General features: G+C 68.6%; 31 protein-coding genes and 1 pseudogene. 22 read left to right on the top strand and 10 right to left on the bottom strand.

Annotated elements, in window-relative coordinates; all coding sequences use genetic code 11:
- Nucleotides 1–242 precede the first annotated feature (242 nt).
- Nucleotides 243–1,226, top strand: coding sequence for a fibronectin type III domain-containing protein (locus RH94_RS12410; RefSeq protein WP_073947665.1), 984 nt, complete (start codon nt 243–245; stop codon nt 1,224–1,226).
- A 109-nt stretch (nt 1,227–1,335) separates the two neighbouring features.
- On the opposite strand, the gene RH94_RS12405 is transcribed toward RH94_RS12410, so the two are convergent.
- Complete coding sequence (locus RH94_RS12405; RefSeq protein WP_073947664.1) at nt 1,336–1,683, bottom strand: tyrosine-type recombinase/integrase; 348 nt, start codon at nt 1,681–1,683, stop codon at nt 1,336–1,338.
- A 9-nt stretch (nt 1,684–1,692) separates the two neighbouring features.
- Nucleotides 1,693–2,961, bottom strand: coding sequence for a site-specific integrase (locus tag RH94_RS12400; RefSeq protein ID WP_079188999.1), 1,269 nt, complete (start codon nt 2,959–2,961; stop codon nt 1,693–1,695).
- A 125-nt stretch (nt 2,962–3,086) separates the two neighbouring features.
- Here RH94_RS12400 and RH94_RS12395 point away from each other — a divergent pair, with 125 nt between their 5' ends.
- Together RH94_RS12395 and RH94_RS12390 are read left to right on the top strand one after the other, a co-directional pair.
- Nucleotides 3,087–3,353 carry a DNA-binding protein gene (locus RH94_RS12395; RefSeq protein ID WP_073947662.1) on the top strand — a complete coding sequence of 89 codons (267 nt, stop codon included), beginning with the start codon at nt 3,087–3,089 and terminating at the stop codon, nt 3,351–3,353.
- 12 nt (nt 3,354–3,365) lie between these two features.
- Entirely contained in the window at nt 3,366–4,325 is a 960-nt protein-coding gene (locus tag RH94_RS12390) for a recombinase zinc beta ribbon domain-containing protein (protein ID WP_073947661.1), read from the top strand.
- Between the two features lie 21 nt (nt 4,326–4,346).
- Here RH94_RS12390 and RH94_RS12385 read toward each other — a convergent pair whose 3' ends face one another.
- A complete protein-coding gene (locus RH94_RS12385) occupies nt 4,347–5,117 on the bottom strand; it encodes a phospholipase D-like domain-containing protein (RefSeq protein ID WP_073947660.1) in 771 nt (256 codons plus the stop codon).
- A gap of 270 nt (nt 5,118–5,387) precedes the next feature.
- Between RH94_RS12385 and RH94_RS12380 the strand changes: the two genes are divergently transcribed.
- The 11 genes from RH94_RS12380 to RH94_RS12330 all read left to right on the top strand — a co-directional run bounded on the left by RH94_RS12380 (nt 5,388) and on the right by RH94_RS12330 (nt 13,239).
- Complete coding sequence (locus RH94_RS12380) at nt 5,388–5,735, top strand: hypothetical protein (RefSeq protein ID WP_143204009.1); 348 nt, start codon at nt 5,388–5,390, stop codon at nt 5,733–5,735.
- A 106-nt stretch (nt 5,736–5,841) separates the two neighbouring features.
- A complete protein-coding gene (locus tag RH94_RS40720) occupies nt 5,842–6,027 on the top strand; it encodes a hypothetical protein (RefSeq protein ID WP_158073049.1) in 186 nt (61 codons plus the stop codon).
- A 164-nt stretch (nt 6,028–6,191) separates the two neighbouring features.
- Nucleotides 6,192–7,304, top strand: coding sequence for a ParB/RepB/Spo0J family partition protein (locus tag RH94_RS12375; RefSeq protein WP_073947658.1), 1,113 nt, complete (start codon nt 6,192–6,194; stop codon nt 7,302–7,304).
- Between the two features lie 58 nt (nt 7,305–7,362).
- Entirely contained in the window at nt 7,363–7,572 is a 210-nt protein-coding gene (locus RH94_RS12370) for a hypothetical protein (RefSeq protein WP_073947657.1), read from the top strand.
- A 260-nt stretch (nt 7,573–7,832) separates the two neighbouring features.
- Nucleotides 7,833–8,174: a hypothetical protein gene (locus tag RH94_RS12365; RefSeq protein WP_073947656.1), complete on the top strand. Its 342-nt coding sequence runs from the start codon at nt 7,833–7,835 to the stop codon at nt 8,172–8,174.
- 7 nt (nt 8,175–8,181) lie between these two features.
- Entirely contained in the window at nt 8,182–8,934 is a 753-nt protein-coding gene (locus RH94_RS43160; RefSeq protein ID WP_107428688.1) for a zinc finger domain-containing protein, read from the top strand.
- Nucleotides 8,931–9,308, top strand: a complete 378-nt coding sequence (locus RH94_RS12350) for a hypothetical protein (RefSeq protein WP_073947654.1) — start codon at nt 8,931–8,933, stop codon at nt 9,306–9,308. The genes RH94_RS43160 and RH94_RS12350 overlap by 4 nt, the downstream gene beginning before the upstream one ends.
- A 185-nt stretch (nt 9,309–9,493) precedes the next feature.
- Complete coding sequence (locus RH94_RS12345; RefSeq protein WP_073947653.1) at nt 9,494–10,402, top strand: DUF2637 domain-containing protein; 909 nt, start codon at nt 9,494–9,496, stop codon at nt 10,400–10,402.
- A 60-nt stretch (nt 10,403–10,462) separates the two neighbouring features.
- A complete protein-coding gene (locus RH94_RS40320; protein ID WP_073947652.1) occupies nt 10,463–11,257 on the top strand; it encodes a ParB/RepB/Spo0J family partition protein in 795 nt (264 codons plus the stop codon).
- The gene (locus tag RH94_RS12335) at nt 11,254–12,705 is read left to right on the top strand and encodes a methyltransferase domain-containing protein (RefSeq protein WP_073947651.1); all 1,452 of its coding nucleotides are present in this window, start codon (nt 11,254–11,256) and stop codon (nt 12,703–12,705) included. Before RH94_RS40320 ends, RH94_RS12335 begins: the two co-directional genes overlap by 4 nt.
- Before the next feature lie 21 nt (nt 12,706–12,726).
- Nucleotides 12,727–13,239, top strand: a complete 513-nt coding sequence (locus RH94_RS12330) for a hypothetical protein (protein ID WP_073947650.1) — start codon at nt 12,727–12,729, stop codon at nt 13,237–13,239.
- A gap of 42 nt (nt 13,240–13,281) precedes the next feature.
- Here RH94_RS12330 and RH94_RS40715 read toward each other — a convergent pair whose 3' ends face one another.
- On the bottom strand, nt 13,282–13,437 hold the full coding sequence (locus RH94_RS40715; RefSeq protein WP_158073048.1) for a hypothetical protein: 156 nt from the start codon (nt 13,435–13,437) through the stop codon (nt 13,282–13,284).
- Between the two features lie 608 nt (nt 13,438–14,045).
- Here RH94_RS40715 and RH94_RS40315 point away from each other — a divergent pair.
- The gene (locus RH94_RS40315; protein ID WP_143204008.1) at nt 14,046–14,534 is read left to right on the top strand and encodes a hypothetical protein; all 489 of its coding nucleotides are present in this window, start codon (nt 14,046–14,048) and stop codon (nt 14,532–14,534) included.
- Here the strand turns inward: RH94_RS40315 and RH94_RS12315 are convergent.
- Complete coding sequence (locus RH94_RS12315; protein ID WP_107428690.1) at nt 14,506–15,384, bottom strand: IS5 family transposase; 879 nt, start codon at nt 15,382–15,384, stop codon at nt 14,506–14,508. The genes RH94_RS40315 and RH94_RS12315 overlap by 29 nt on opposite strands.
- 674 nt (nt 15,385–16,058) lie before the next feature.
- Here RH94_RS12315 and RH94_RS12310 point away from each other — a divergent pair.
- From RH94_RS12310 to RH94_RS12290, 5 genes are all read left to right on the top strand, one after another.
- Nucleotides 16,059–16,607 (top strand): hypothetical protein, encoded by a 549-nt coding sequence (locus RH94_RS12310; RefSeq protein ID WP_073947646.1) that lies wholly within the window; start codon nt 16,059–16,061, stop codon nt 16,605–16,607.
- The gene (locus RH94_RS12305; RefSeq protein ID WP_073947645.1) at nt 16,591–18,144 is read left to right on the top strand and encodes a terminase large subunit domain-containing protein; all 1,554 of its coding nucleotides are present in this window, start codon (nt 16,591–16,593) and stop codon (nt 18,142–18,144) included. Before RH94_RS12310 ends, RH94_RS12305 begins: the two co-directional genes overlap by 17 nt.
- 306 nt (nt 18,145–18,450) lie before the next feature.
- Nucleotides 18,451–18,852: a hypothetical protein gene (locus RH94_RS12300; RefSeq protein ID WP_143204007.1), complete on the top strand. Its 402-nt coding sequence runs from the start codon at nt 18,451–18,453 to the stop codon at nt 18,850–18,852.
- Between the two features lie 100 nt (nt 18,853–18,952).
- Nucleotides 18,953–19,384 (top strand): hypothetical protein, encoded by a 432-nt coding sequence (locus RH94_RS12295; RefSeq protein WP_073947643.1) that lies wholly within the window; start codon nt 18,953–18,955, stop codon nt 19,382–19,384.
- Nucleotides 19,385–19,538: 154 nt separating this feature from the next.
- Nucleotides 19,539–20,186 carry a TRADD-N-associated membrane domain-containing protein gene (locus tag RH94_RS12290; protein WP_143204006.1) on the top strand — a complete coding sequence of 216 codons (648 nt, stop codon included), beginning with the start codon at nt 19,539–19,541 and terminating at the stop codon, nt 20,184–20,186.
- Here the strand turns inward: RH94_RS12290 and RH94_RS41315 are convergent.
- Together RH94_RS41315 and RH94_RS12280 are read right to left on the bottom strand one after the other, a co-directional pair.
- Nucleotides 20,181–20,606, bottom strand: a complete 426-nt coding sequence (locus RH94_RS41315; protein ID WP_073947641.1) for a hypothetical protein — start codon at nt 20,604–20,606, stop codon at nt 20,181–20,183. The two genes, RH94_RS12290 and RH94_RS41315, sit on opposite strands and share 6 nt — an antisense overlap.
- 17 nt (nt 20,607–20,623) lie before the next feature.
- Nucleotides 20,624–20,983, bottom strand: a complete 360-nt coding sequence (locus RH94_RS12280) for a hypothetical protein (protein WP_073947640.1) — start codon at nt 20,981–20,983, stop codon at nt 20,624–20,626.
- Between the two features lie 186 nt (nt 20,984–21,169).
- Between RH94_RS12280 and RH94_RS12275 the strand changes: the two genes are divergently transcribed.
- Nucleotides 21,170–21,703, top strand: a complete 534-nt coding sequence (locus RH94_RS12275; RefSeq protein WP_234425721.1) for a hypothetical protein — start codon at nt 21,170–21,172, stop codon at nt 21,701–21,703.
- A 12-nt stretch (nt 21,704–21,715) separates the two neighbouring features.
- Here the strand turns inward: RH94_RS12275 and RH94_RS12270 are convergent, their stop codons facing one another.
- Together RH94_RS12270 and RH94_RS12265 are read right to left on the bottom strand one after the other, a co-directional pair.
- Nucleotides 21,716–21,925: a helix-turn-helix domain-containing protein gene (locus RH94_RS12270; protein WP_199880933.1), complete on the bottom strand. Its 210-nt coding sequence runs from the start codon at nt 21,923–21,925 to the stop codon at nt 21,716–21,718.
- Between the two features lie 133 nt (nt 21,926–22,058).
- Complete coding sequence (locus RH94_RS12265; RefSeq protein ID WP_073947638.1) at nt 22,059–22,577, bottom strand: hypothetical protein; 519 nt, start codon at nt 22,575–22,577, stop codon at nt 22,059–22,061.
- Between the two features lie 197 nt (nt 22,578–22,774).
- Between RH94_RS12265 and RH94_RS40310 the strand changes: the two genes are divergently transcribed.
- A complete protein-coding gene (locus RH94_RS40310) occupies nt 22,775–23,458 on the top strand; it encodes a hypothetical protein (protein ID WP_143204005.1) in 684 nt (227 codons plus the stop codon).
- 32 nt (nt 23,459–23,490) lie between these two features.
- Here the strand turns inward: RH94_RS40310 and RH94_RS12250 are convergent.
- Nucleotides 23,491–23,742, bottom strand: a pseudogene (locus RH94_RS12250) (abortive infection family protein); the annotation flags it as partial.
- Between the last annotated feature and the right edge of the window lie 31 nt (nt 23,743–23,773).

Genomic DNA, 23,773 nt, shown 5'->3' with positions numbered 1-23,773 from the left:
GCCCCCGGCCGCCCGTACCGGCACGGGGCCAACGACGGCAGCGACCCGCGCCGTAGCGTGAACTCCCCTGCGGATCGGGGGAGTTCATTCCGGAAGAGGCTCCCGCACACGGAACGTCCCGTGGCGCTCCCGGACGGCGGCCCTCTTGATACGGCCCCGCCGAGGCGCCATATTGGTCCGGACCATTGCACGCGCGGCGTCCAAGTCGTCCGCGCCGCTGCTGGAAAGGGGAGTCCGGCCTCGTGCGACGCGTTCCCGTCCCCGCTCCCCGACGTCACCGCACGCTCGGGCGTGTCGTGGCCTTGTGCGTCGCGTCGGCGCTGCTGACCGCCTGCGGCCGGAGCGTCACCGACGGCGGTGAGAGCGGCCGGATGCCCGGGGCGCCGACCGGCGTCACCGCGGCGGCCGGGAGCGCGACCAGCGTGCACGTCATGTGGAACGCGGCACCCGCGGCCTCGGGCGTCGCCGGATACGAGGTGTACCGGGGCCCCACGAAAGTGAAGGACGTACCGGCGTCCGAGCACATGGTGGACGTCACCCGGCTCAGCCCCTCGACCACGTACGTCTTCACCGTGCGGGCCCGGGACACCGACGGCCGGCTCGGTCCGCGCAGCCGGTCGGTGCGGGCGACGACCCCGGCCGCCGTCGTGGACCACTCGGCCCCGTCCCGCCCGCTCGACGCGCACGGCCGGGCGGTGGGCAGCCGGGCGGCCCAGCTGTCCTGGTCGCCGTCGACGGACGACCGGGGCGTGGTCTCCTACGACGTCTACCAGGCCCGCACGAAGATCCACAGCGTGGGCGGCAACCAGACGGCGACCGTGGTCACGGGCCTGCGGCCGGGTACCCGTTACTCCTTCACCGTGCGGGCCCGCGACGCCGCCGACAACCTCTCCCCCGCCAGTACCGCCGTCCGGCTCACCACCGCGCCGGGCTCCGACGACGGCCGGGCCACCGCGCCCTCCGCCTTCCGTGCCACGACACACCGGGCGGACGGTTCCCACTACCTCGACCTGAGCTGGGTTCCGCCGCGCACCGACGGGGTGGTGACGCGGTATCAGGTCCAGCTCGACGGGCAGCCGGCCACCTCCCTGGTCTGGGGCGGCACCGCCCCGCGCGAGAAGGCGTCGTACAGCTTCTTCGTGGGTCTCGGGTTTGAATCCCGAAAGCGGCTCCACAGGAAAGGCCCAGGTCATACCCTCCGACCTGGGCCTTTCTCATTTCCTTGATCGGTACGTGGTCTAGCCCACGGCCCTGCGGGGCGGGAAAACAGGCCTGATGGGTCCAAGATGGGTCCCCGCACGGATCCCAGTGGGACCCAGTGGGGCCCGCGGCCTGTCAGGCCACCCGGCGGCGCTGCCTCTTCATCACCCTCTTCATGGCTGCTACCTTCTCTGGTCGGGCGAGCTGTACCTGGTAGCTGTCGGCCGTCTCCACCGGGGCATGCCCGAGCTTCGCCGCCTGCTCGGCCTTGCGGTAGGCGGTGACGAGGTCCAGGGACGCCGAGGCGGTCGCGGCGTGCATCTCGGGCAGGACCGTCTGGTAGGTGTCGCTCGTCATCCGCAGGGACGCGTGCCCGAGCATCGCCTGCACGACCTTCGGGGCGACGCCGGCGGCCAGCGCCAGACTCGCCGCCTCGTGGCGGCCGTCGTGGAGCCGGATCGGTGGCAGCCCGGACAGCTCCACCAGCCGGTCTCAGCGGTCGGAGAAGAGCTGCGGGTGGTACACCGAGCCGTCTTCCTTGGTGAAGACCCGGTCGGCGGCCTCGGTGGGCGCGGGCACGCCGGCCGACGTCCACTGCTTGCGTTCGGCGGCCTGCTCCTCGCGCCAGGCCCGCAGCAATATCACCGAGTCCCGGTTCAGCTTGATGTCGCGGACGCTGTCGGCCTTCGGGGCGTCCTCGTGCACCTCGTAGGAGATGGACACCATCTGCTCCCTGATGTGGATCACCTCAGCGTCCAGGTCCACCTCGTCCCAGGCAAGCGCGGTCAGCTCGCCGCGGCGCAGGCCGTGGAAGAGGACCAGGTGCCAGGCGGGAAAGTGGCGGTCGTAGGCGATGTGATCCAGGAACTCGGCGGTCTGCTGCAGCGTCCACACCATGACCGGGCTCGGCTTCTCGCCGGTGCGCTTCCAGCGGGCCACGCGCGGCGGGGTCCAGGCGAGCGCGCGCGGCTTGGTCACCTTGGGGAGGCTCACGAGCGCTGCATAGTTCTTGGCGATCAGCTCCTCCCTCAGTGCGTCGGAGAGCGCGGAGGACAAGGTGGCCTTGATGGTGCCCATGGTGGCCGGGCCGGTGGTGCGCTGCAGCTTCTTCCGCTCGGCCAGGTACTCGTCGCGGGCCGCTGCCCACACTGCCCGCCGGCGGGCCCGCTCCTTCTTCTCCTCCGGGTTCCCGGTGGGCGCCTCGTGCCACGCGGTGGCCGCCGCGTCGGCGGCCTCCTTCAGCTCGGCGACCCTGGCCCGGTGCTCCTCGCGGCGCTCGTTGTCGGAGATGATCCAGTCGAACAAGCCCTGGCAGTGGCGGGCGCGCAGGTCCCGCATTTTCAGCGTGCCCAGGTGCGGCACCAGGTACAGCTCGATGTCGCGCTCGTACTCGTGGACGGTGGTCCGCTTCAGCTCGGTCTTCTTCTTCTTGAGCCAGCGGGCCAGAAATTCGGTGACCGTCTCGTCCGACAGGACGTTCACCCCGGCCTTGGAGGCCCGCCACACTTCCTCGGCCTTGGCCGCGGCCTCGGCCTGCGTGGCGAATCCGCCCTCACGGGCCCGCTTCCGCTTCCTGGTGCCGTCGCGCTCCAGTTCGATTGAGTAGTACCAGGAGCCGTGGGCTCGTTCCTTGAGCCGGGGACAGGCCCGCTCGAGGTGGCCGATTTTTTGCTTACCGTCACCGTCGAGGACGGGTGTGCCGTCCGGGCGAGTTAATGGCCCCTTGCAGGCACACCTTTTGAACGTCTTGTCTTCGAACATCGTCCCCACCCCTACGCCGGGTTGTCTCTGTCGACGCCCATTGTTACCGGAAGTTCCCGGGGTGATCCTTCGCTTGCCGGTGTATGGTGTGCGCAGGTTGGCGCGGGGGAGAACGCGACAACGAGATGGCGACGACGAGCACTCTGGCCGCCGATCGGCGCGGAATGAGCCTGGACGAGGTCTTGGCGCTGCCCGCAACGGTCAACGTCGTGACCGCAGCCCGCGCACTGGGCATCGGGCACAACAAGGCATACGACCTGATCAAGGCCGGTCAATTCCCCGTGCGGATACTGGCGATGGGGAGCACGATCCGTGTTCCAACGGCCGCCCTCTGGGAGGCGCTTGGAATCGGCTCTCTGCGTCAGGGAGGACCTGCACAGACTGCTGAGTGAGTAGGGAATGGCATGCCGCGCTTGTACGGCTTCGACAACCAGGCTCTGACGCGTGTGCGTGCCAAGGAGCAGCAAGTTGTGCGTGAGGCCGTCGGTCGTCTGCGTGCCGGACAGTCGCAGGCCGCGGTCGCTGCCTGGATGACGGCCGAGGGCCACCGGGGCACGATGGGCGGCGAGTGGACTTCCATGACGCTGGGCCGCCTGCTGGGCAATCCGGCGATCGCCGGCCTGGAGCGTGACCCTGCCACCGGCGAGCTACGTGAGACCGGCCGGGAGGCGCTGATCACGCCGGAGGAGTTCCAGTGGCTGCAGCAGCGTCCCGGCCGGCCGGGCAGTGCGCGAAACCCTGAGGGCCGCGAACCCGATTACGACTACTGGCTGAGCGGTGGGCTGGCCCTGTGCGGGCAGTGCGGGCAGCAACTGACCGGTGGCCGCACCAGTGCGCGCACTCCGTCCTACCGCTGCCCGACCACCTTCGAGGGGCGCGGCGGCTGCGGCAAGGTCCGCATCACCGCGTCGTTGCTGGAGGATCACGTCGCCGAGCATGTTCTCGGTGAGCTGATGCGCCCGGGCGCGCAGGCTGCACTGGAGCAGGTCCGTGCCGCTCTGGCGGCCGAGGCCGATGAGGCGCGCGGCCGGATCGCCGACCTGGAGAGGTCACGGACGGAGCTGGCCGGGCCGTACGCGGACGGCCAGCTGTCGCGGAGCGCGTTCGTCGCCGTCGACCGGCAGGTCAGCGCCAGCTTGAAGAAGGAACGGGCGCGGCTGCGGTTCCTGGAGCAGGCCGTGAACGTGCCACTGGGTGGGATCAAGGACCTGGCGCGCTGGTGGGAGCACGCCCCTTCGAGCTCCAAGCGGGGGCTGGCGATGCTGCTGCTGTCGAGGGTCGAGGTCCGTTCGGCGCGGGCGCGCGGGGTACGCGATGTGGACGACCGGGTCACGCTGACGTGGCACAACCCGGTCGCCGCGTAAGGGTGGCGTACGCCGGGCGCGTCAGTCCTGTACCTGGTGGTCGGGGGACGTCGCCCACCAGTAGATGACCTCGTTGAGGGTCTGTACGCCGAGCTTTCGCCGTAGCTGCCCCAGCTGCTCGTTGACCCAGGCGGAGGCGAACCCGAGGTTCTTCGCGGCCTGCGCCTGCGTGCGTCCCGCGCACAGCTCCCGCAGGATTGCGCGCGTGCTGGCGGTCGTGACGAGGCTCTTGTCGCTGTGGGTTCGGCCGTGCCACGGGGTGGCGCGCTCCCAGAACAGGTCGAAGACCGAGACGATCTGCGCCACCATCAGCGGATCGGACACCATGACGGCCTCGTCGGGGGAAGGCTCGCCTGTGTGCACGGGAATGAACGCCACGCGGCGGTCAAAAATAATGCTGCGGGGGAAGCGGCCGTTGAACGTGCGGACCTCTGCGCCGGCGGCGGCCATGTTCTTCGCCCAGTTGCCGACTGTGGCGACGCGGCGTACGGAGCTGTGGTATAGCGTCCGCATCTGCGCGCCTTGTTCGAGGGCGCGGCGGTCGCGGCCGAAGCTGAACGCCAGGTCCTCTGGCCTGCGTTGGCCGGGCTGCGCGGAGATGATCTCAGTGCGGGCGGCGGAGTGCTCTTGGGAGATGTGCTCGTTGACCAGGTCGCGGCCGGCGAGGTGTTGGATCGACTCGTGCGGCGGTCTCGATGCCTCGAACTGGTCCTGAAGAGAGGCCAGAAATCCCGGCAATTCCCCTGCATAAGCGGCAAGTGCGGATAGGTGAGTGTGGATCTGCTGCATCATCTTGAACGCCGAGTGTCGGGGTTCTACGACGCTGTAGGTGTCTTTGCTTGGAGGGGTCTCCACTACAAGGCCAGCTGTCAGTAATTCGGCAAGTCCCGGGGTCTCCGGGTCTAGTGACCTACCGTCTAGCGTCTTCCTGTACACGGCGGCTGCCTGTCCGGACAGATCAGGCAGCTCGGGAAAATGTGGCACCTAACATCCCCTGAATTGTGTGGCTCGTGAAAGTACGGTAACTCCTCGACTTGATCTTCCACACGCTTCCATTACATCGTGATCTTGACGGGCGCAGGTTGCGAACTCGTGGCCCCAGCCGGTTGGTTGCTGCCGCCGCGGACGCCTGCCCGTCAGGCCATCTTGTATGTGACCTCAGGGGAACCAGTGGTATTCAAGCGTGCTTTCCGTGCCTCTTTCGCTGTTGCGCTCGCCGCGCTCGCCGCTCTCGTCGCGGTGGGGGCACCGCAGGCGGCGCAGCATCGGATCAAGGCCGACACGACGTGGAACGTCGTCGTCGGCGGTGTCGTTCCCGACCTCACGACGGACGACACGACCTGGAACCTTCCCACCGGCAACGCCGCCAGTGGCGGCCACACCGTCGAGCCGGCCGACACCACCTGGTAGCCGACCGCGTGCGCCCAGGGGGCCGCACCGCGTCTTGGGGTGTGGAGCTGGCGAGCATGGCGTAGGTCCATGGCGGGGGGTCCCGCCCTAGGGGAGGGGTAGGAAAGTGGCGATCGATCCGGCACGCATTCGGAGGCGCATGGAGGAGGCCGAGCGTTCCGGCCGCCCCGCTCCGGGTGTTTGGGAGGCGCAGGTGGCCCTGCGTGCACTGGCCGTGGTGATCGAGGAGGCGCCGGAGCAGGTGCCGCAAGAGGTCTCGCGCGCCGCGGTGGCGCTGGTGCGGGCTAGCTGAACAGCCGGTGCGTTCGATTGGGGCGGGCACACAGTGCCCGCCCCGACACATGTCCTGACCGGCGAAAATTGCCCCAAAAAATCTAGCCCCAGGCCGGCAATGGAGCTAGAATAAGAGGAGCGGGCAGGGGAAAAGCCCCTAGCTCACAGCCTCTTGGAGACGCCGTGACGATTCAGACGCTGCCGATCAGCGACATCCGCCGCAACGAGCGCCAGCCCCGCGAGTTCTTCGAGCCCAACGCCCTGCAGGAACTCGCCGACTCCATCAAGCGGTTCGGTCTCATGCAGCCGATCGAGGTCCGCCGCGACGGCGACGTCGGCGGCTACGAGATCGTCGCGGGCGAGCGCCGTTGGCGCGCCCACCAGCTCGCCGGGCTCACCGAGATCCAGTGCATCATCACCGAGGACGACCTCACCGAGATCGAGCGGTTCAAGCGGTCGGTGGCCGAGAACATCAACCGCGCCGACATGACGCCGATGGAGGAGGCCAAGGCGTTCCGTCGCCTGATGGACGAGCAGGAAGGCGCCGAAGCCAAGGACGTCGCCAAGGAGTTCGGCAAGTCCTCGCAGTACGTGATGCTGCGCCTGGCCCTGCTGAACCTCACCGAAGAGGTCCAGCAGCACGTGAACTCGGGCGCGATCGGCACGCAGGCCGCCGTGCAGATCGCCGCCCTCACGCCCGGCAACCAGGCCGCCGTGATGAAGAAGTGGGCCAAGGGCGCCTTCGCCGGCGACAACGAGCTGGTCCACTTCGCGTACGCGCTCAAGCAGCAGCAGGGCCAGACGTTCGCACTCCTCGTGGAGGACATGACGCCCGAGGAGCGCGAGGAGCGGCAGCGCGAGCGCACCACGACCCGCAGCAACATCGACCGGATCGAGCGGGTCCTCGGCCTGCTGGAGGAGCTGGGCAAGGCCGACCCGCTGAAGCTCGCCCTGGCCCTGGAGGGCGAGGTCGGCAAGCGCATGGACCAGATGGGCCGCGTGGCCGACGCGGTCGCCAAGGCCCGCTGGAACCTGCGGCAGGCCAAGGCGCACGCCGAGGCCCGCGAGATCGCCCGCCTGAACCCCGACGCCGAGCACGAGAGCCTCGCGGCCAAGGCCGAGCCGGAGGCCAAGGCCGAGGACGCAGCCAAGGCCGAGTCGGCCGAGCTCAAGCCGGGGCCCAAGCCGAAGGTCCCCGCCAAGAAGGCCACGGCCGAGCGCGCCGTCCCGAGGCCGCGCGCCCCCAAGCGGCAGGCCCCGGCCAAGAAGGCCGCCGCCAAGCCCGCCGCGGTCTGACCCGGCACGGCCCGACCCAACCAGGATGGGTCTCCCCCATCCAGCGAAAGGAAACCCTGTGAGCGACACCGCCGACCGCCCCGACTGGTCGCGCATGAAGCCCGGCGACTTCGGCCACCGAGTCAAGCCCGCCCAGGACGCGCTGTTCCTTGTCGACGATCAAGACGCCTGTGGCACCGATGCCCTGGACGGCATGGGCTACGGCGCCGCCCTGTGGGCTGACCAGGACGGCAAGCCTCCGGCCGGTCCGGATCACCCCGGTCGATAAATGTGCCACAACGCTCGATCGTGGTACGTTCTGTTTGCTGATCGGGAACGGCTGCAGCCGCGGAACCGGCCCCTCAGCAATGCCGTGGCATGCGGCATCCCCCAACGGTGTCTGACGGGCGGCAAAACCCCCGCGCCCTGTCCGTCAGACGCCGGCCCCGCCCATGCGGCGCCACACGGGGACACCGCTGCGCGCACCCGCGAATGGACCCGCCCACGCCACCCGGCCGGGCGGGTCTCCGCGTCCCCAGGAGAAACCCTGTGACCGCGACCTACCGCTCCGACCATGCCGCCGACCCCGACCTGTTCGAACGGCTCATGAGGGAACGCTACGGACCGCTGGACAAGGTCCTGGCCGAAAGCAACCCGCCCCCGCCCCGACCTGCCCGTAACCGGAGACGCCAGATGGCCCCCGCCTACCAGTCCATGCCCGACCCCCACGCGGCCGAGCACTATGCCGTGCTGGATAAGGAAGTCGCCGAGGCCGACGGCCGCTCCGTGCCCGGAGCCGAGCGCGTCCCGCCCTACCCCGGCGCCGTCTGGTGCCACGCGTGCGACAGCTGGTGTACCCCGCAGGGGATCTGCGGCTGCAACAACCGGTAGGGCGACGTTGCGCTACTTCCACGGTGGAGTCCCCGGGCTCAGGCCCGGGGACCTCATCACCCCGCACACCCCGAACGTCATCGACGGCTGTGCTGTCTGCGAGGCCCGCGCAACCGGCCGGACCGCCACCATCGCAGGCGGCCAGCCCATCGACCCGCCCACCGGCCGCTCCGACCACGTCTACATCACCACCGACCGCGACTACGCCCGCTGGTACGCCTCCCGCTACTGGCTGGGCGACCTCTACACCGTCGAGCCGGTCGGCGACGTGGAGCCCTCCACCGAGGACCTCTTCCCCACCTGGTGCGCGGCCGCCGCCCGCGTCACCTCCGTCTACACCCGCGCCGTACGGCTCACCCCCCCACCAGCGCCGCACCCTGCTGAGACGCTGGGGCAGAGCCGACCGGGCGCACAGCCGGTGAGCCGGGCCCACCGCGGCCGGGACCAGCCGACCGTGGAGCAGATCCGGAGCCTGCTCGGCCACGCCGAATCCCGCGCCCTCACCACCACGGAGGCCGGGCGGCTCCGCTCCGGAGTGGAGCACCTGATCGCCAGCCAGACGGGTCTGGCGGCCGAGGCGGCACGCCTCACACGCCAGCTCGCCAACGGCGCCCGTCCCGCCCTCGACGTCGAATGCCCCACCTGCCAGGCCGCCATCGGCTGCCCGTGCATCAACCGCTTCGGCCATCCCATCCCCGCCCCGCACGCCCGGCGCCTCAACGCCGCCGCACTGCCCATCGACCACAGGAACAGCACATGAGCACATCCCCCCAAGACGTCGATGCGGCCGAGCCGACCGTGCAGCGCCTGGTCGAGGAGCACGAGAAGGCCATGACCGCCGCCCTGCGCGAGCGCAACCACCTCGCCGCGTGGCTCGCCGCCCTCCACCCCAGCGTGCTGGCGCCCGCACCCGACGCCGGTGACGGCTGGCACATGCTGTTCCTGCGCGCCGGGGGCTGGCAGTTCACCTGGCCGATCCCGCCCGCCGACCTGCTGCTGTTCGACCACGTAAAGCGGGTCCCCGCCGGCGACGCCCGCGCCCGCCATGACGGGCACACGAGGAAGCAGCAGTACCTGCGCATCCGCACCCACACAGCAGTGCTGTGCCTGCCCGGTCACGACACCAGCACCTGACGGCCGCCGGCACCGCCAGCACCGCCACCAGCACTGGACGCCAACAGCCGCTGATGGCACTGCCGTTGCTGCTGCAGGCCTCCACCAGCACCACTACGGTAGGCAGCACAACCCAACAACGAAACGGCCCCCGACGGTGCGGACACACCAGCCGAGGGCCTGAGCAGCAGGAGAGCGAGCCTCCCGTGCTTGAGCCGGACCGTACCGTGCCCGCGACCACCGGCCGCACCAGAGCGACGAGAGTACTGGTCACCGTCGTCTTCCTCGTCGCGGTCGCCGCATTCGAGTCTGTCGGCTTCCGCCTGTCCTACGAGGCCCTGCACCGCGTCGCCGTCGACAACGCCGTCCCCGAGCATTCCGCGTGGATGTTCCCCGTCCTCGTCGACGGCGGTATCGTCCTCGGCTCTATCGGCGTCGTCCGCGCTCTGGCAGGCCGCCGCTCCACCAGGCCGTACTGGATCGTCACGATCGGCTTCACCCTCGTCAGCTGGGCCTTCAACGTCTCCAACGCTCCCAAGACCGCCGGAGGATGGGCGGTCGCCACCGTCGCGCCGCTCGCGCAGATGGTCGCCCTGGAGATGGGCATGCAGGAGCTGCGCGCCCTGCTGCTGCAGCAGCCCGGCGCGGCAGCACAAGCACCAGCGCCAGCGCCAGCACCCGAGGCAGCACCAGCAGCGGCATCCGAGGCAGCGTCAGCACCCGAGGCAGCACCAACGCCAACAGCGGCAGCAGACGACAGCACCACGCAGCACGTCGACGACGCCGAGCAGCAGCACACCAAGCCCGAACAGCAGGACCAGCCGCAGGAGACGGCCGCCGACGACAGCACCCAGCAGCGCCCGCAGCGGCAGCGGCCCCCGCTGCAGCCGGACACCAACAGGTCCTGGGCGGTGCTGTACGAGAAGTGCAGCACCGAGGAGGAACGCGTCGCCTTGACCCGCGAGGCGCTGACCGACCGGCCCAAGCTGACAGCACCGCAGTGGTCGGTGGACATCGGCAAGGGCGAGACGCGGGCGCGGGATCTGCTGCGCGCGGCCCGCAAGCCGCCCGCCGACGATGAACCGCAGGCTCAGCTGGAGCTGCTGAGCGCGTGATCCTCTAATCTGGGCGGGCGTAGGGCGCGGGGGCACGCTCCTACACGAAGGGCTCCTGCTGTGAGTGCTGCGCCCGCCCACATCCCTGAGTCGCTGCTGCCGCTGGCGGTACCGATCGACGACCTGACCGAGTACCACCGCAATCCCCGCAGCGGCGACGTCGACGCCATCGCCGACTCGCTGCGCGTCAACGGCCAGTACAAGGCCATCGTCGTCAACCGAGGCACCCACACCGGCCGTCCCAACGAGATCCTGGCCGGTAACCACACCTGGGCCGCTGCCAAGCAGCTCGGCTGGGAGCGGATCGCCGCCACGTGGGTGGACGTCTCCGACGAGGACGCGGCCCGCATCGTCGTCGTCGACAACCGCACCTCCGACCTCGCCGGCTACGACAGCGAACTGCTGGCCGACATCCTCGAGGAACTGCCCGACCTCGACGGCACCGGCTACGACCAGGACGCCCTGGACAAGCTTCTTGACTCCCGGGCCCTGCCCGACACCATCGACCTGCCCTCCGACGGTGCGGGCACCGGATCCATGGCCAAGCTGGAGTACCTGCAGTGGGGCTACCTGCAGTGGTCCACCATCCGCGTGCAGATCACCGCCGCAGAGGTGGAAACCCTCAACGCGATCTACGAGCGGTTCGTGTCCGAGTCCCGCTCCGACCTCGGCTTCGGCTGGCACCTGCTGCAGGAGGCCCACTCCGAGGTCGTCGAGGCCCCGGCCGTCACCGTCGAGCCCACGCCCGCCGACGCCGCCGGCGAGGACTCGGACGAGGAGGACGAGGAGGACGAGGAGGACGAGGAGGATGGCGACGAGAGCGGCGACGAGGACGAGGAGGACGAGGACGCATGAGCAGCAGCGGCGCCCCCACCACCACGTTCTACGAGGCGTACCCGCTCAAGGACCTGCGGCCCGCCGACTACAACCCGCGCCACCTGTCCGAGGAGGCCTTCGCGCGGCTGAAGGAGTCCATCGGCAAGCACGGCATCGTCAAGCCGGTCATCCTCAACGCGGACGGCACCCTGGTTGCGGGCCACCAGAGAACCAAGGCCATGAAGGCGCTGGGCATCACCCACACGCCGGCCGTCATGCTCGGCACGAAGGTGCGCCTGACCGACGAGATCCAGTTCAACCTCCTCCACAACAGGGTCGAGACCGAGGCGAGCATCGTCTACGCCCAGCCCGGCCCCATCGGCGAGTGGTCGTGGATCCCCTGGCAGAGCATCGAGGTCGTCAACTCCCGCAACAAGCCGTTCCAGCAGGCCATCAGCTACATGACCGGCGGGCACGGCGCGTGGGGCAGCGTCGTCATCGACGACCAGGGGCAGGTCGCCCTCAACGCCGAGTACGCGGTCGTCGCCGCGAAGAACCACTTCGACGTCCTCGCCTGGACCTGCCCCTCCTCGGAGGCGGCCACCCTGGTCGCGGACCTCACCGGCGAGTACGGCGTGTACGACTGGTCCGGCCTGGAGGACCAGGCGCCCGTCTACAACCAGCACATCGTCCAGCCCAAGCGGCTGCGCCAGTACAGCTCCCTGCGCAAGAAGGGCAAGCTCGCCTACAAGTCGGAGGTGTGGGAGAAGCTGGCGCTGCCCCGCCTGCGCGAGCGGCCCGACATGCGGGTGGTCGACTTCGGCGCCGGGCACGGCGACTACGCCAAGAAGCTGCGCCCCGAGGGCTACCTCATCGACGACTACGAGCCGTACCGCACCACGCCGGGGAAGTACGCCGTCGACATCAAGGGCGTCGTCGGCATGGTCCGCACCGTCGAGAAGCGGCTCGAAGCGCACGGCCTGTACGACATGGTGGTCCTGGACTCCGTCATCAACGCGACCACCTCGCTGGACTACCAGCACTGGGTGCTCACCACGGTGAATGCGCTGTGCGCGGCCGACGGCACCGTGTGCATCGGCACCCGCAACCTGCTGGCCGAGCAGGCGTTCGAGAACTCGCAGCACTCCACCAGCCGTGAATCCACCCGGCTGAGCTTCCTCGACGCCGAGAACGTCGACATGCGGTTCATGCAGGGCAAGTGGATGCGGATCCGCTACCACACGCCGGAGTCGCTGCAGGAGCTGCTGGAGGCGTACTTCGGGGAGGTGAAGGTCGCCGGCCGCTCCAACGCCACCCTGCGCGCCGTCTGCAAAAAGCCCCTCAGGCTCTCCGGCCACGATTATGAGAAAGCCCTCGATGAGGAATTCAACATGCCTTACCCCAACGAATTCCGACATGGGCACCATAAGCAACTCGTGGAAATTTTGATAAAATTGGTAAAGGAAAGAGAAAGCCCCTCCGTCTAATACCAAGATGGGAAATACCGAATGCCGCAGCCGCCCGTAAGGGTCGGTATCAACAGCGCCGCACCGTACCTGATCATGTGGCTCGCCGGGGTCCGCAACGTCAACCTCGACCGCCACTGCCTGGAATCGTTCGGCGTCTCCGACCGCCACCCCGTCAACCCGCGGGCCCCCCGCCAGAACGTCACCCTGCCGGCGGAGAACCCGCCGCTGGCCTGGTACGTGTGCGCCCTGCCCCACCCGTGGGACTGGTCGAAGAACGCACACCTGGCCTTCGAATACGCCGAGGGCCACCAGTGGGAAGGCCCCGCCCTCGTGCGGGGCTTGCAGGTCACCCTCGAGAACGCTCGCCCCATCCTCGGATGGGGCGAGCACTCGATACCCGGCTGGGCCCGCAAGCGGGACTCGTGGAGGTACCGGACCTGCCGCAACTGGCAGTTCGCGTGGTGGCTGCGAACCGATCGGAACGCACCCGACGCACCACCCAGGCCGCCCGAGCCGCCCGCTGGCAATCCGGATCAGCTCACCCTGATGTGATCGCGGGTAGGGTGGGGCGGCAGTGGCCGCCCCACCCCGTCTTCAGGCCTGCCCCTCAGGGCCACTTCCCGGCCCGCGGAACAGCCGCTTCAGGGCCTCAACAAACGCGGTGATCTCGTTCGTCAACCGTGTCGCAACCAGCAGCAGCAGGCCCAAGGCCTCAAGGAACAAGACAAATTCGATAATCAGGCGTTCCATTTGAGCGCATGTCCCCTTCAGATACAGGGACAGCTCAGGCGCTTCAGCCCCCGGTCAGGCACCCAAGACGTAGTCCCCAAGTTCAACGACACCCGGGCGTTCACGCCCTGGTGCTCGTGGGACAAGGGGCACAGCGAGACGGCGCACGCCGCAGGCCCGAGACAGAGGCTCGGCCGTCTCAGATACTGGTGGAACTGCGACCCGAGCATCTTGCAGGTGAGCTGTACGGCGCTGACGCAGCCAATCCTGCAGACCAGCCAGCGAGGTGAACAGCGCGAGCGCCCGGGTCAGCTGCGCGCTGCCGAGATCATTTCGGTCGTCAGCAGCTGGCCCAGTCTGAGACCGATGGGCCTCGTCGCGGAGGACCAAGTCGTAAGCGTCACGCCGGGGCCAAGCACCTACCGCTTTGGTCTCGAAGACAAGAAAGCGGTGGCTGCGCTCAAGGCCGAAGAGCGCCGCAGACACCCCAGCCGCAGTCTTAGAAGCGATTCCTAAAGCGGACGTAGCTTCAAGTTTTCCCAGTTCAGGCATGGTTGCTGCGTCGTAAAGGCATGCTCGGGCCGTCGTGTTCAAGTCCCGGTGTGCGGAGGTGGCCGATGCCGTCGGCGATGGGGTTGCTGGAAGAACGCGAGCGGGTGGCGCTTGCGCGGGCCGAGGAGCTGAGGGTGGAGCTGGAGCGGCTTCAGGTCGCGGTGGTGGAAGCGGAGGAGGCCGCGCGGCGGGCGGTGATCGCGCGTGAGGAGCTGGTGGACGCGTTGTCCGGTGCGCCGGCGCGGGTGACGGAGGCGGCCGCCGGGGAGGCGGTGGTGGTCGGTGGCGGTGCGGGCCGGAAGGCCGGGGTGCCGGTGTGGGCAGAGGGCCTGGAGCGGTCTGCCCTGCCGGAGGAGTACGCCCGGATCGTGTCCCTGGTCGAGCGTGACGGCGCCGGGGGCGGCGGTGGTGTGCGGGCGAGGGGGCTGCGGGACGGTCTGGGCTGGCAGGCCACGGATGCGCGGGAGCAGGCGGCCCGGTTCAGGGCGAAGAGGCTGGTGGAGCGGGGGTGGCTCGTCGAGGCGGGGCCGGGGTTGTTCAGGCCGGGGCCGGGTTGGTCTGCTTGAGGCGGCGGGGTGCGGGGGCACCGCCGCGGGCGAGGCGGCGGGTGGCGGGGATGGTGGCCGCCCACCAGGTCATGGCCTCGGCACTGTCGGTGCGCGTTTCGTAGTCGCGGGCGAGGCGGCGGGCCCGGATCAGCCAGGCGAACGTCCGCTCCACGACCCAGCGGCGGGGCAGGACGGTGAAGCCGGTGGTGTCGTCGGGGCGTTTGACGATGGTCAGCGCGAGGGTGAGGACGTCGGCGGCGAAGGTGACGAGCCAGCCGGTGTAGCCGCCGTCGGCCCAGACCAGGCGGAGTGTGTGGTGCCGCTCGCGCAGGGCTCGCAGCAGGTCGGCGCCGGCGCCGCGGTCGCTGACCGAGGCGGCGGTCACGATCACGGTCAGGAGCAGGCCGAGGGTGTCGGTGGCGATGTGCCGTTTACGCCCGTTGATCTTCTTTCCGGCGTCGTAGCCGCGTGAGCGGGCCGGCACCGTGGCGTCGCCTTTCACGGACTGCGAGTCGATGATCGCGGCCGTCGGCTCGGTGTCCTTGCCGGCCAGTTCGCGCAGGCGGGCACGGAGCCGTCCGTAGAGTTCCTTGATCAGGCCGTTGTCGCGCCAGCGGCGGAAGAAGCGGTAGACGGCCCGCCACTTCGGGAAGTCGCGCGGCAGGCTTGCCCAGCGCACCCCCTCGGCGACCAGGTAGCGCACGGCATCGATCACCTGACGGTGGCAGTAGCTTTCCGGGCGTCCGCCCCGTCCGTTGAGCCAGGCCGGGACGGGGAGCAGGGGCCGGATCACGGCCCACTCCGCGTCCGTCAGGTCGGAGTCGTAGCCCGGTTCGCGATCCGGGTTGTCCGCGGCGTTGCCGTACAGATGGGCGAGGCAGTCACACGGTGAGGTGCCGGAGCTGGACGGGGCGGACACGGGCAGGACAGAGTGGGACACGAGGGCCTCCTGTTGCTCGGTTGACTCGACATCACCGAGATGTTCAGGAGGCCCTTCTCCTATGCGCCGACGACCACGTGTTCATCTGAACGGGCACCGCGCGGACGCAGGTTCGAGCCGCAGCCGTGCCGCCCGGATTGGGAATCGCTTCTTACCGCAGCCAGTGGAGAACCAGACAGTGGCCTTGCCCTCGTCATACCAGGCAGCAATGTCGGCGGTGTCGCTCAGACGGCGCCCACCGTTGACCACTGTGCTTCTGCTCCAGCGGTTCAGCCGACCAAACCGCTGCTCCAGTTGAAGCCAGACCCCTAGGAGATCTGTCTTCTGCTGCGCGAGGTGAGGCGGCATGTCGGCCATAGGCGCGTACCGCTGGAGCATGTCTGAAGGCATGGTCAGAGACACGTCTGGCAGCGACCGGGCCTCTGACTGCCCGGGGCCGAAGGTGCCCCATGTCTCCATGACCACACCGTAGATCAGCGGCCACCCCTGCTGGGCGTATTCGCCGAAACCGGTCCCATGAGAAGCGAGGCCATCCGCTGGTCGGCTCGGTACGGGATCATGTGGGTGAGGCGCGGGGGCGCTACCGGAAGGACCGCTGTCCCGTGGGACGCCCTGACAAGGCCGCCCGCGCCGCCATCGCACAGCGGCGGGCGGACGCCATCGACCTACGCCTGGCCGGCGTGGACTGGCTCACTGTAGGCCGCAAACTCGCCGCCGACCCCGCCGTCAACTCCGACCGGATCGCCTACCCGCACGGCTACGGCATCGACCGGTACACCAAGGGCCAAGAGCCCCCCACCGACGAACAGCTCATCCACGCCGCGTGCAAGGACGTCCGCCAGGCCCTCAAGGAACGCACCACCGAGGTCGAGGACAAGGCCGAGGAGCTGCGCGCCGTGGAGAACCTGCGCCTGGACCGGCTGTTCTTCGTCGCCTACCGCCAAGCCGTCAAGGACGGCGACCTGCCCGCCATCGACCGCGCCCTGCGGATCATGGAGCGCCGCGCCCGCATGAACGGCCTCGACAAGCCGTCCAAGACCGAGATCGTCACCCCGGACGCTTCGAGCAGCGAGCTGACCGCGGTCGCCCTCGACGAGCTCGAAGCCCTGATCGAGATATCCGAGGAGGCCGCGCGTGGCTCGGAAGACTAGCCCTGAGCGCGAAGCCGCGCTGCTGGCCGCCTACCGGAGCAAGCCGCCGGCCCTGCGCCGCGTCATGGCCGCGAAGGCCTCCCCCGAGCTGCGCGCCCAGCTCGCCCGCATCGAACGCCGCATCGCCATGGACGCCTCCCCGGGTGCGATGGCCGCCGTCCTCACCGAACACGCCGAGATGCAGGCCCGGCACCTGCACCTCATCGACCAGGCGTGGATCGACATGGCCGAGGGCCGCGCCGACCGCGTGATGATCACCATGCCGCCACGGCACGGCAAGTCCCGCCGGGCCTCCCGCTGGGCACCCCTGTGGTACCTGCGCCAGCACCCCGACCGCCGCGTGGCGATCACCTCCTACTCCGGAGACCTCGCCGAGGAGCACTCCCGCTGGATCCGCGACGCCATCGAGACGTGGGGCGACGAGCTCGGCATCCACCTCAACCCCTCCAGCCGGGCGGCGATGCGCTTCGACATCGCAGGCCACCAAGGCGGCCTCGTCGCAGCCGGCATCGGCGGCACCCTCACCGGCAAGGGCGCGACCATTGCCCTCGTCGACGACCCCGTGCAGGACATGGCCTCCGCCGACTCGCCCAACATCCGCCGCAAGACGTGGGAGTGGTGGCAGTCCGTCCTGCAGACCCGCCTCGAACCCGATGGGGCGATCTGCGTCATCCAGACCCGCTGGAACGAAGACGACCTCGCCGGCCGCATCCTCGCCGACGCCCAAGCCAACGAGTGGAAGATCATCGACCTGCCCGCGCTCGCCGACAGCGACGACGACCCACTCAGCCGGAAGATCGGCGAGCCGCTGTGGCCCGAACGCTTCGACGCCGAGCACCACGCCACCACCCGCCGCCGCGTCGGCGAACGCGTGTGGGCCGCGCTCTACCAGCAGAAACCCCGCCCGCCGGAGGGCGGCGTGTGGCAGCGCGCCTGGATCAACGACCACCGCATCACCACCGTCGAGTTCGGCGGCCTCGACCTCGCCCGCGTCATCGTCGCCGTCGACCCCGCCGGCGGAGAGTCCGCCATCGGCGACGAAACCGGCATCATCGGCCTCGCCCGCGGCTACGACGGCCACCTGTACGTCCTCGAAGACCGCTCCGGAAGCATGGGCGCCAACGACTGGGGCCTCACCGCCTGCCACCTCGCCCTCGCCCTCAAGGCCGACGCGATCGTGGTCGAGTCCAACTACGGCGGCGACATGGCCCGCCAGGTCCTCTCCCAGGCGTGGGAGCAGCTGCGCCGCGAAGGCACCATCCAAGGCCAGCTCATGCCCCGCGTCCTCGAAGTCACCGCCAAACTCGGCAAACGCCTGCGCGCCGAACCCATCGCCCAGCTCTACGACCAGGGCCTCGTCCACCACGTCGGCACCCACGTACAGCTCGAAGACCAGATGGTCACCTGGGTCGTCGGCATGGACAGCCCCGACCGCATGGACGCCGCCGTGCACGGACTGACCGAACTCGCCGACCCCGACCAGCTCGCCGCCGTCGCCGGACACATCCACGACGACCGCCTCGGCGGACGCCGATAACCCCCGGAAACAGCCCCATAAGGCCAACGGCCCCGCACGCCACGCCAACAGGCCCTGTCCGCCGGGGCTGCTAGAACCTCCTGGCCTGTGTGTTGTGACCGACTGCTGGCCCCGTGAGCCTCCTCACCCCCTCACGCGCGTGTGGTGGCAGGTAACTGGTCAGGGGCTGACGGCCGTCAGGCGGAACTCACGGTTGGATCACGACCGGGACCCATGTGTAGATCCCGCGTGCGTCCCGTGCGTATTCTGTGCCGCTCGATTCGCCGTGCGCATGTCGTTGCAGGTCAGGGCCTTGAGGAGTCTGCTGTGGAGTACTACCAACACGTACCGCCGTACCCGACGTCACCACCGCCGATGCCCGGACCGGTACAGCCTTGGTGGAAGCAACCGGGGGCCATCGTGGGAGGCGTCATCGCTGTCGCTGTCACCATCGCTTTCGCTGTCATGTCGTTCTTCGTGGGCTTCATCTCCGGCGGCAGCGGAGGGCCGGACCGCCTGCCCCCTGCTGAGAAGGGGAGGTCTGACGCCCAAGCGATGGTTCGAAACCACACTGCGGGTGGGGACGTGTCGATTATCAACGCCCCGCCGGAGTTTGCCTGTGGTATAGCGGTGAAGGGGGTGGGGTTCATCCGCTTCTACACCCCTGAGCAGAAGCAGGAGTACTTGGCTGCCTGCGAGCAGGAGTTTGCGGCTCTCACTGGCCAGTAGCTGACGGGCGGTGCCGCGTTTCTGCTCTGCCTCGTCGGGTTCTTCACGCCTGCTGTGCTCCGGGTCGTAGCGTGGGCTTTTTCGATCTGGAGGGGGTCCGATGGGCGAGAGGCGCCAGTACAGCCGTGCGGAGTGGATCAGCGCTGCGGTGTTCTTCGTGGTCGTGATGGCGGTGGCTGCGTCGTGCTGGCCCAATGGTTCGGGCAGCGGCAGTAGTTCAGACAGCAACAACAGCAGGGAGCTGCCCTCGCGGCACCGCGACTCCGAGCCGAAGGCCCCGAGCGGAGGTCTGGCGGTGACGGCTTCGCGGTTCACGGAGTGGCCGTTCACGGTCAGTGCTGGCGTCTTGCGGTGCGAGGGTGGAGCAGTCACGTTCGAGCCGCCTGGCGGTCCGCGCTATGCCGTGAACGGCACGGCCAAGGGCGCCGGATATCCGGAGATCACGCCGATCTGGGCTGACGACGAGACGCTGGGCCACGGGCTGAAGGTCAACATCTCTGAGGTGTTGGACAAGGGCCTGAGCCTCTGCTGATCAGCACGCTGACGCCCCGGCTGGCTCACTTCTTCACGCGCGTGGAGTGGCAGGTGACTGGTCAGGATGGGCACCATGGGATGGTCATGTCTGCCATCTTGTTTAGGTGATGGATTGGTTTGGCGCTGCGACGTCCGCAATCACAGGTGTGGTCATGGTGCTTGCGTCCATATACGTGTGGCGCGGCACCCGCACCTTCGGCAATGACGTTGATCAAGAGCGTGACCGCTTGCGACAAGAGGTGTTTGGTCCCGAGCCCACCGAGCGCGAGCCGAGCGGTACCGGAGAAGAGCCGACCCCGGAGACACGGTTCGCCAAACTTCTGATCGAGTACTACGCCTACGGCCTGGCCCAGGCTCGCCGCAGCTTCGTCGTCAGCCTCTCCTGCTCGGTGGTGGGTGGCCTCGTCCTGATCTCCGGCATTGGCATGGCGATCTTCCGTGCCGAGAGCACCGGGGACCAGTACGCCTCGGTCACCGCCAGTGTGGCCGGTCTCCTGATGACGGTCATCGGCACCTTGTTCCACCGCAGGGCAGACCTGGCGCTGAAGCACATGGAGTCGCAGACCCAGTCGCTCCGGCAAGACATGAAGGTCGAGCGGGATGCCGGTCAGGCGATCCGACTGCTGGAAGAGGTTGATGACCCGGCTCTCAAGGCCCATCTGCAAGCCGCGTTGATCTTGAAGTTCTCCGCCGCCAAGTTGCCCGAGCTGGGTGGGGTGCTGAAGCCGGCCAGCCCTTTGCTGGAGCCCGGCGCCAACGGATCGGTCCCGCAGCAGCAGTCGGAGAGTCCCGCGTCATGACCTCTGAGGGCGGTTCCTCAGGTACCAGTCGAGGAAGCGCTCGCTGACGCCCTTGCCCTCGCCAAAGTCCTCCTTGAGGACCCGCCACATGTACGTGCTGTCGTGTCCGGACGCGAAAGTGCTGTCCTCACCGATCTCGGTGCCGCAGTCGCAGAGGCAGAGGTTGGGACCAGCGGTGCTCATCATGGCCTCCTGGGCTTTCACGAGAGGACGGGATTCGTATCCTCTCGTGCTCAGGCGGCGATCTGGAAGCTCCGCCGGGGAGCGCGGCTCCAGGTGGTCGAGGGTGAAGGACATCGAGTGTCGGGCGTCCAGGCCGTAGCCGGTGTCGTGGCCGCAGATCCAGCAGGGGAGGTGCTGGGCGCGTATCCAGTCGACGAGGCGGCGGTAGGGGCACCCGTTGCGGGGGTTGCCAGCCACGGGCGCCTCCTGCGGCGTCAGGGCTGGGCGGCCTCGGAGGCCTGGTCGATGAGGTCCTGCAGGGCGTCGCGGCCGTCCTGGTTGCTCTGGGTGAGGCCATCCATGTAGCGGTCGGTCCAGTCGCCTTCGGGCAGGCCCTTGCACTCGTTCGGCTCGGTGTCACTGTCGGTGTCCGGGTTGAAGTCCGCGGGCCGGTTGCTGATCGTTTCGGCCCAGGCGTCGACGCAGGCCTGCCGGGCTTCGGCGGTGTCGACGGCCGCGGCGGACGTGGCGACCGAAGTGGCGGCGGGCTTGCTGGGTTTGTTGTCGCTGCCGCAGGCTGCGGTGAGTGCCGCGAGGGCGAGCAGGACGGCGGCGAGTGCGGTGCGGGTGCGCATGGTCCCCCCAGGGATGGTTGATGCTGGCGGGGCCATCATCCGTCATGTGAAGGCGGGGTGGTGACGGGGTGCCTGTTCTGTGGCCGTGGGCGTGAAGGAGCCCCGGCCGTCACGAAAGATCACGGTTCCGTCATATGTGTAGAACTCATGGATGCCCCGTGGTTAACCTGTGTCACCCGACTCTCTGTGCGCGATCTGGCTGCCGGTCAGGGCCTTGAGGAGCTTGCGGTGGAGAACACGTCGCCACTTCCCCCGAACGTCCCCCCGCGTCCGTCTGGCGCTCCCACGGCGCACACGGCGGCTGACTCGATGGATTCGCCGAATGGCTGGCGGGACGAGTACAAGAACCACCCGGAATACCAACGCATCCTGGCGGGACTGGAGAGGCCGTGGTGGAAGCGGCCGGTGGCCCTGTGGGGCGGCGTCGTCGCGGTCGCTGTCGCGTCGTTCTTCCTGGGTGGTGTGGTCCTGGGCTCCGATGGCGGCTCGGGCGCCTCTTCTCCGGACCCCTGGGTGCAGGATCAGATGGACGACCAGTCGCAGGAAGACCAGCAGCAGAACAACCAACCTGCTGGGGTGTCCGCCGCGCAGAAGTTCCAGATCCTCAACAAGTTCTGCAACCAGCAGGCCGGCGGCCCGTACAACGTCTCGGAGTCTGCGCTCATGGAGTGCAAGAACAGCTACTACGTGACGGATCAGGGCCAGGTGCTGCCGAAGTAACCGGGACCGAGGTCAGGCGGCCGTCACCAATACGCGCTTGGCCTTGGCCCTGGTGGCCTTCTCGGCCTGGGCGACGGCGAGATGCCGGAAGAGCTTCTGGCCCCGGTGGTCGAGGCCTTCGACTTTCAGGCGGCCTCGGCGGACCCACGAGTAGACCGTCACGACGCTGACGCCCGTCAGCTCGGCGGCCTCTCGGGCCGTCAGCCAGATCTCGTCCTCCACTGAAGCCCTCCCGAACATGCGAAAGGCCCCGGTCCGCCAGTGGCGTCGGGGCCTGCACGAGGACGTACGTGTCCTGCTGCGTTCGATTATGCGGTCGTTCGTTAGGGAAAGCAAGTACTGGTTCTGGCGGGCGTCAGTTCCGCTCCGCGACGTGCTGACGCATGGTCGTGAACCCCTCGTATTCGGGAGGGAGAGGATCGCCCCGCAGGAAGGCCCCGAGGACCTCGATCCCCTCTCGCGCAGCGGCCTGCATCCACGAGATCTGACCTCCAGCCCGCAGCCCCGGGACCAAGAGCCAGGCGTTTCCGACCTCGTACACGCGTTCCAGGCGCTCCCGGAGCCGAGGGTCAGGAATCAGCAGGACGGAAGCGTTCATGGCCATAAGGCGGCGCTCTCCAGCGTGCATGAAGTCCTGGAAGGCGCCGGACAGGCCGTACTCGGGCTCCATGGGGCGCTCACGATCGTGGACCATCAGCTCGTGCCGGAGTTGGATCAGCTCGTTCAGGGCGGCCTGAGCCGCGTCCCGCCGGTAGCCCTCAATGCGCTCTCCCCTCGCTGTGCGTGCTTGCAGCCATCCGCCCAGCAGTGCGCCACCTGCACCCACCACAGCACCCGCGAGACCCATCAGCCCCGCCAACGTCTCTGCCTGCATGGCGAACATCCTTCCGGCATGCGGGCGTTGGTGGGGGGTGATCCCGTCAGGTCCGTCAGGGTCCCGCCCACACGCCAGGGGTGCGATCTCTTCACAAGTCGGCCACATGTACGATCACGCGTCACGGATGAGGGGGCTCCTACCTGCGGTGACGCCTGTCGGTAACCCCTCCAGCACTGGTGATGGAGAGCGTGTACGTGGGCATCAAGAGCAACAACGAGATGACCAAGGGGTGTGGCGTCTTCGCGGTCATCGGAGTCATCGCGCTCATCTTGGCAGCGGCGACGGAGTGTGGCGGTGGCGATGGCAACTCGGACGCTGCGTCAACGGCCAAGCCCAGCGTCACTGCGAGCGTCGAAAGCCCGCCGGCCAGCCCTACTCCCGAGCACACGAGCCCGCCGGCCAGTCCCACTCCCGAGCGCACAAGCCCGTCGGCCACCCCCATCCCGGAGCGGCCGAAGAAGGTCACGATGACCCTCGCGGAGATCGCCGGGACTCCGGGCACCTTCAAGCAGTTCAAAAAGTTCGTGGCGGAAAACGGAACGGCCAGGCAGAAAGAGGTCGTCAGCCATCTCAAGGGATGGCAGGGGTTCAGGCGAGGTGTGGGAACAGGATTCCCCATCCTTGAGGTCAAGTCCGACTACCCAGTCATCGACATGGACGCGATAGACGCCGGAGACGAGGCGGAGCTGTATCTGTGGATGCATCTCATGGTCGAGTCTCAGCACGCTGCTGAGGCATTCGCTGCGTGGTGGGAGGCCGACGAGTCGGATCCACGACTCCAGGTCTTCGATCGCGAGGGCGAAGCCTCCTACGACAGCACATGTATCGATCCGCACAGCGTCAAGAACAGCGGATCCTGCTCCAAATCCGGACAGTGAGTCTGTGGATGCACAGTGAGGAGCCGTCCCTCCTACTCATGGGACGGCTCCTGTCGGGCCCCGGATGCCGGGTCTGCGCCCTGCTGCTTCCGCCACGGAGCCGCAGGACCGGCGAGGGTATCGAGGATCAAGTCACACCAGGTCACAGCCGCATTGACGGTCAGACGGGCGTGACGAACTCCTAGACCAGCGGGCGCGCTCGCCATTCCGTGACCGCTTCCAAACCCCTGATTACGGAGCTCGGCGACGCCAACGGCTATGTTCACCGAGCCGGACAGGATCGAGTAATTGTCATTTCTGAAGGGGCGGGTGTCG

Source organism: Streptomyces kebangsaanensis, assembly GCF_001906585.1.
GTDB lineage: Bacteria > Actinomycetota > Actinomycetes > Streptomycetales > Streptomycetaceae > Streptomyces > Streptomyces kebangsaanensis.
This window is presented reverse-complemented; position numbering and strand designations above follow the sequence as displayed.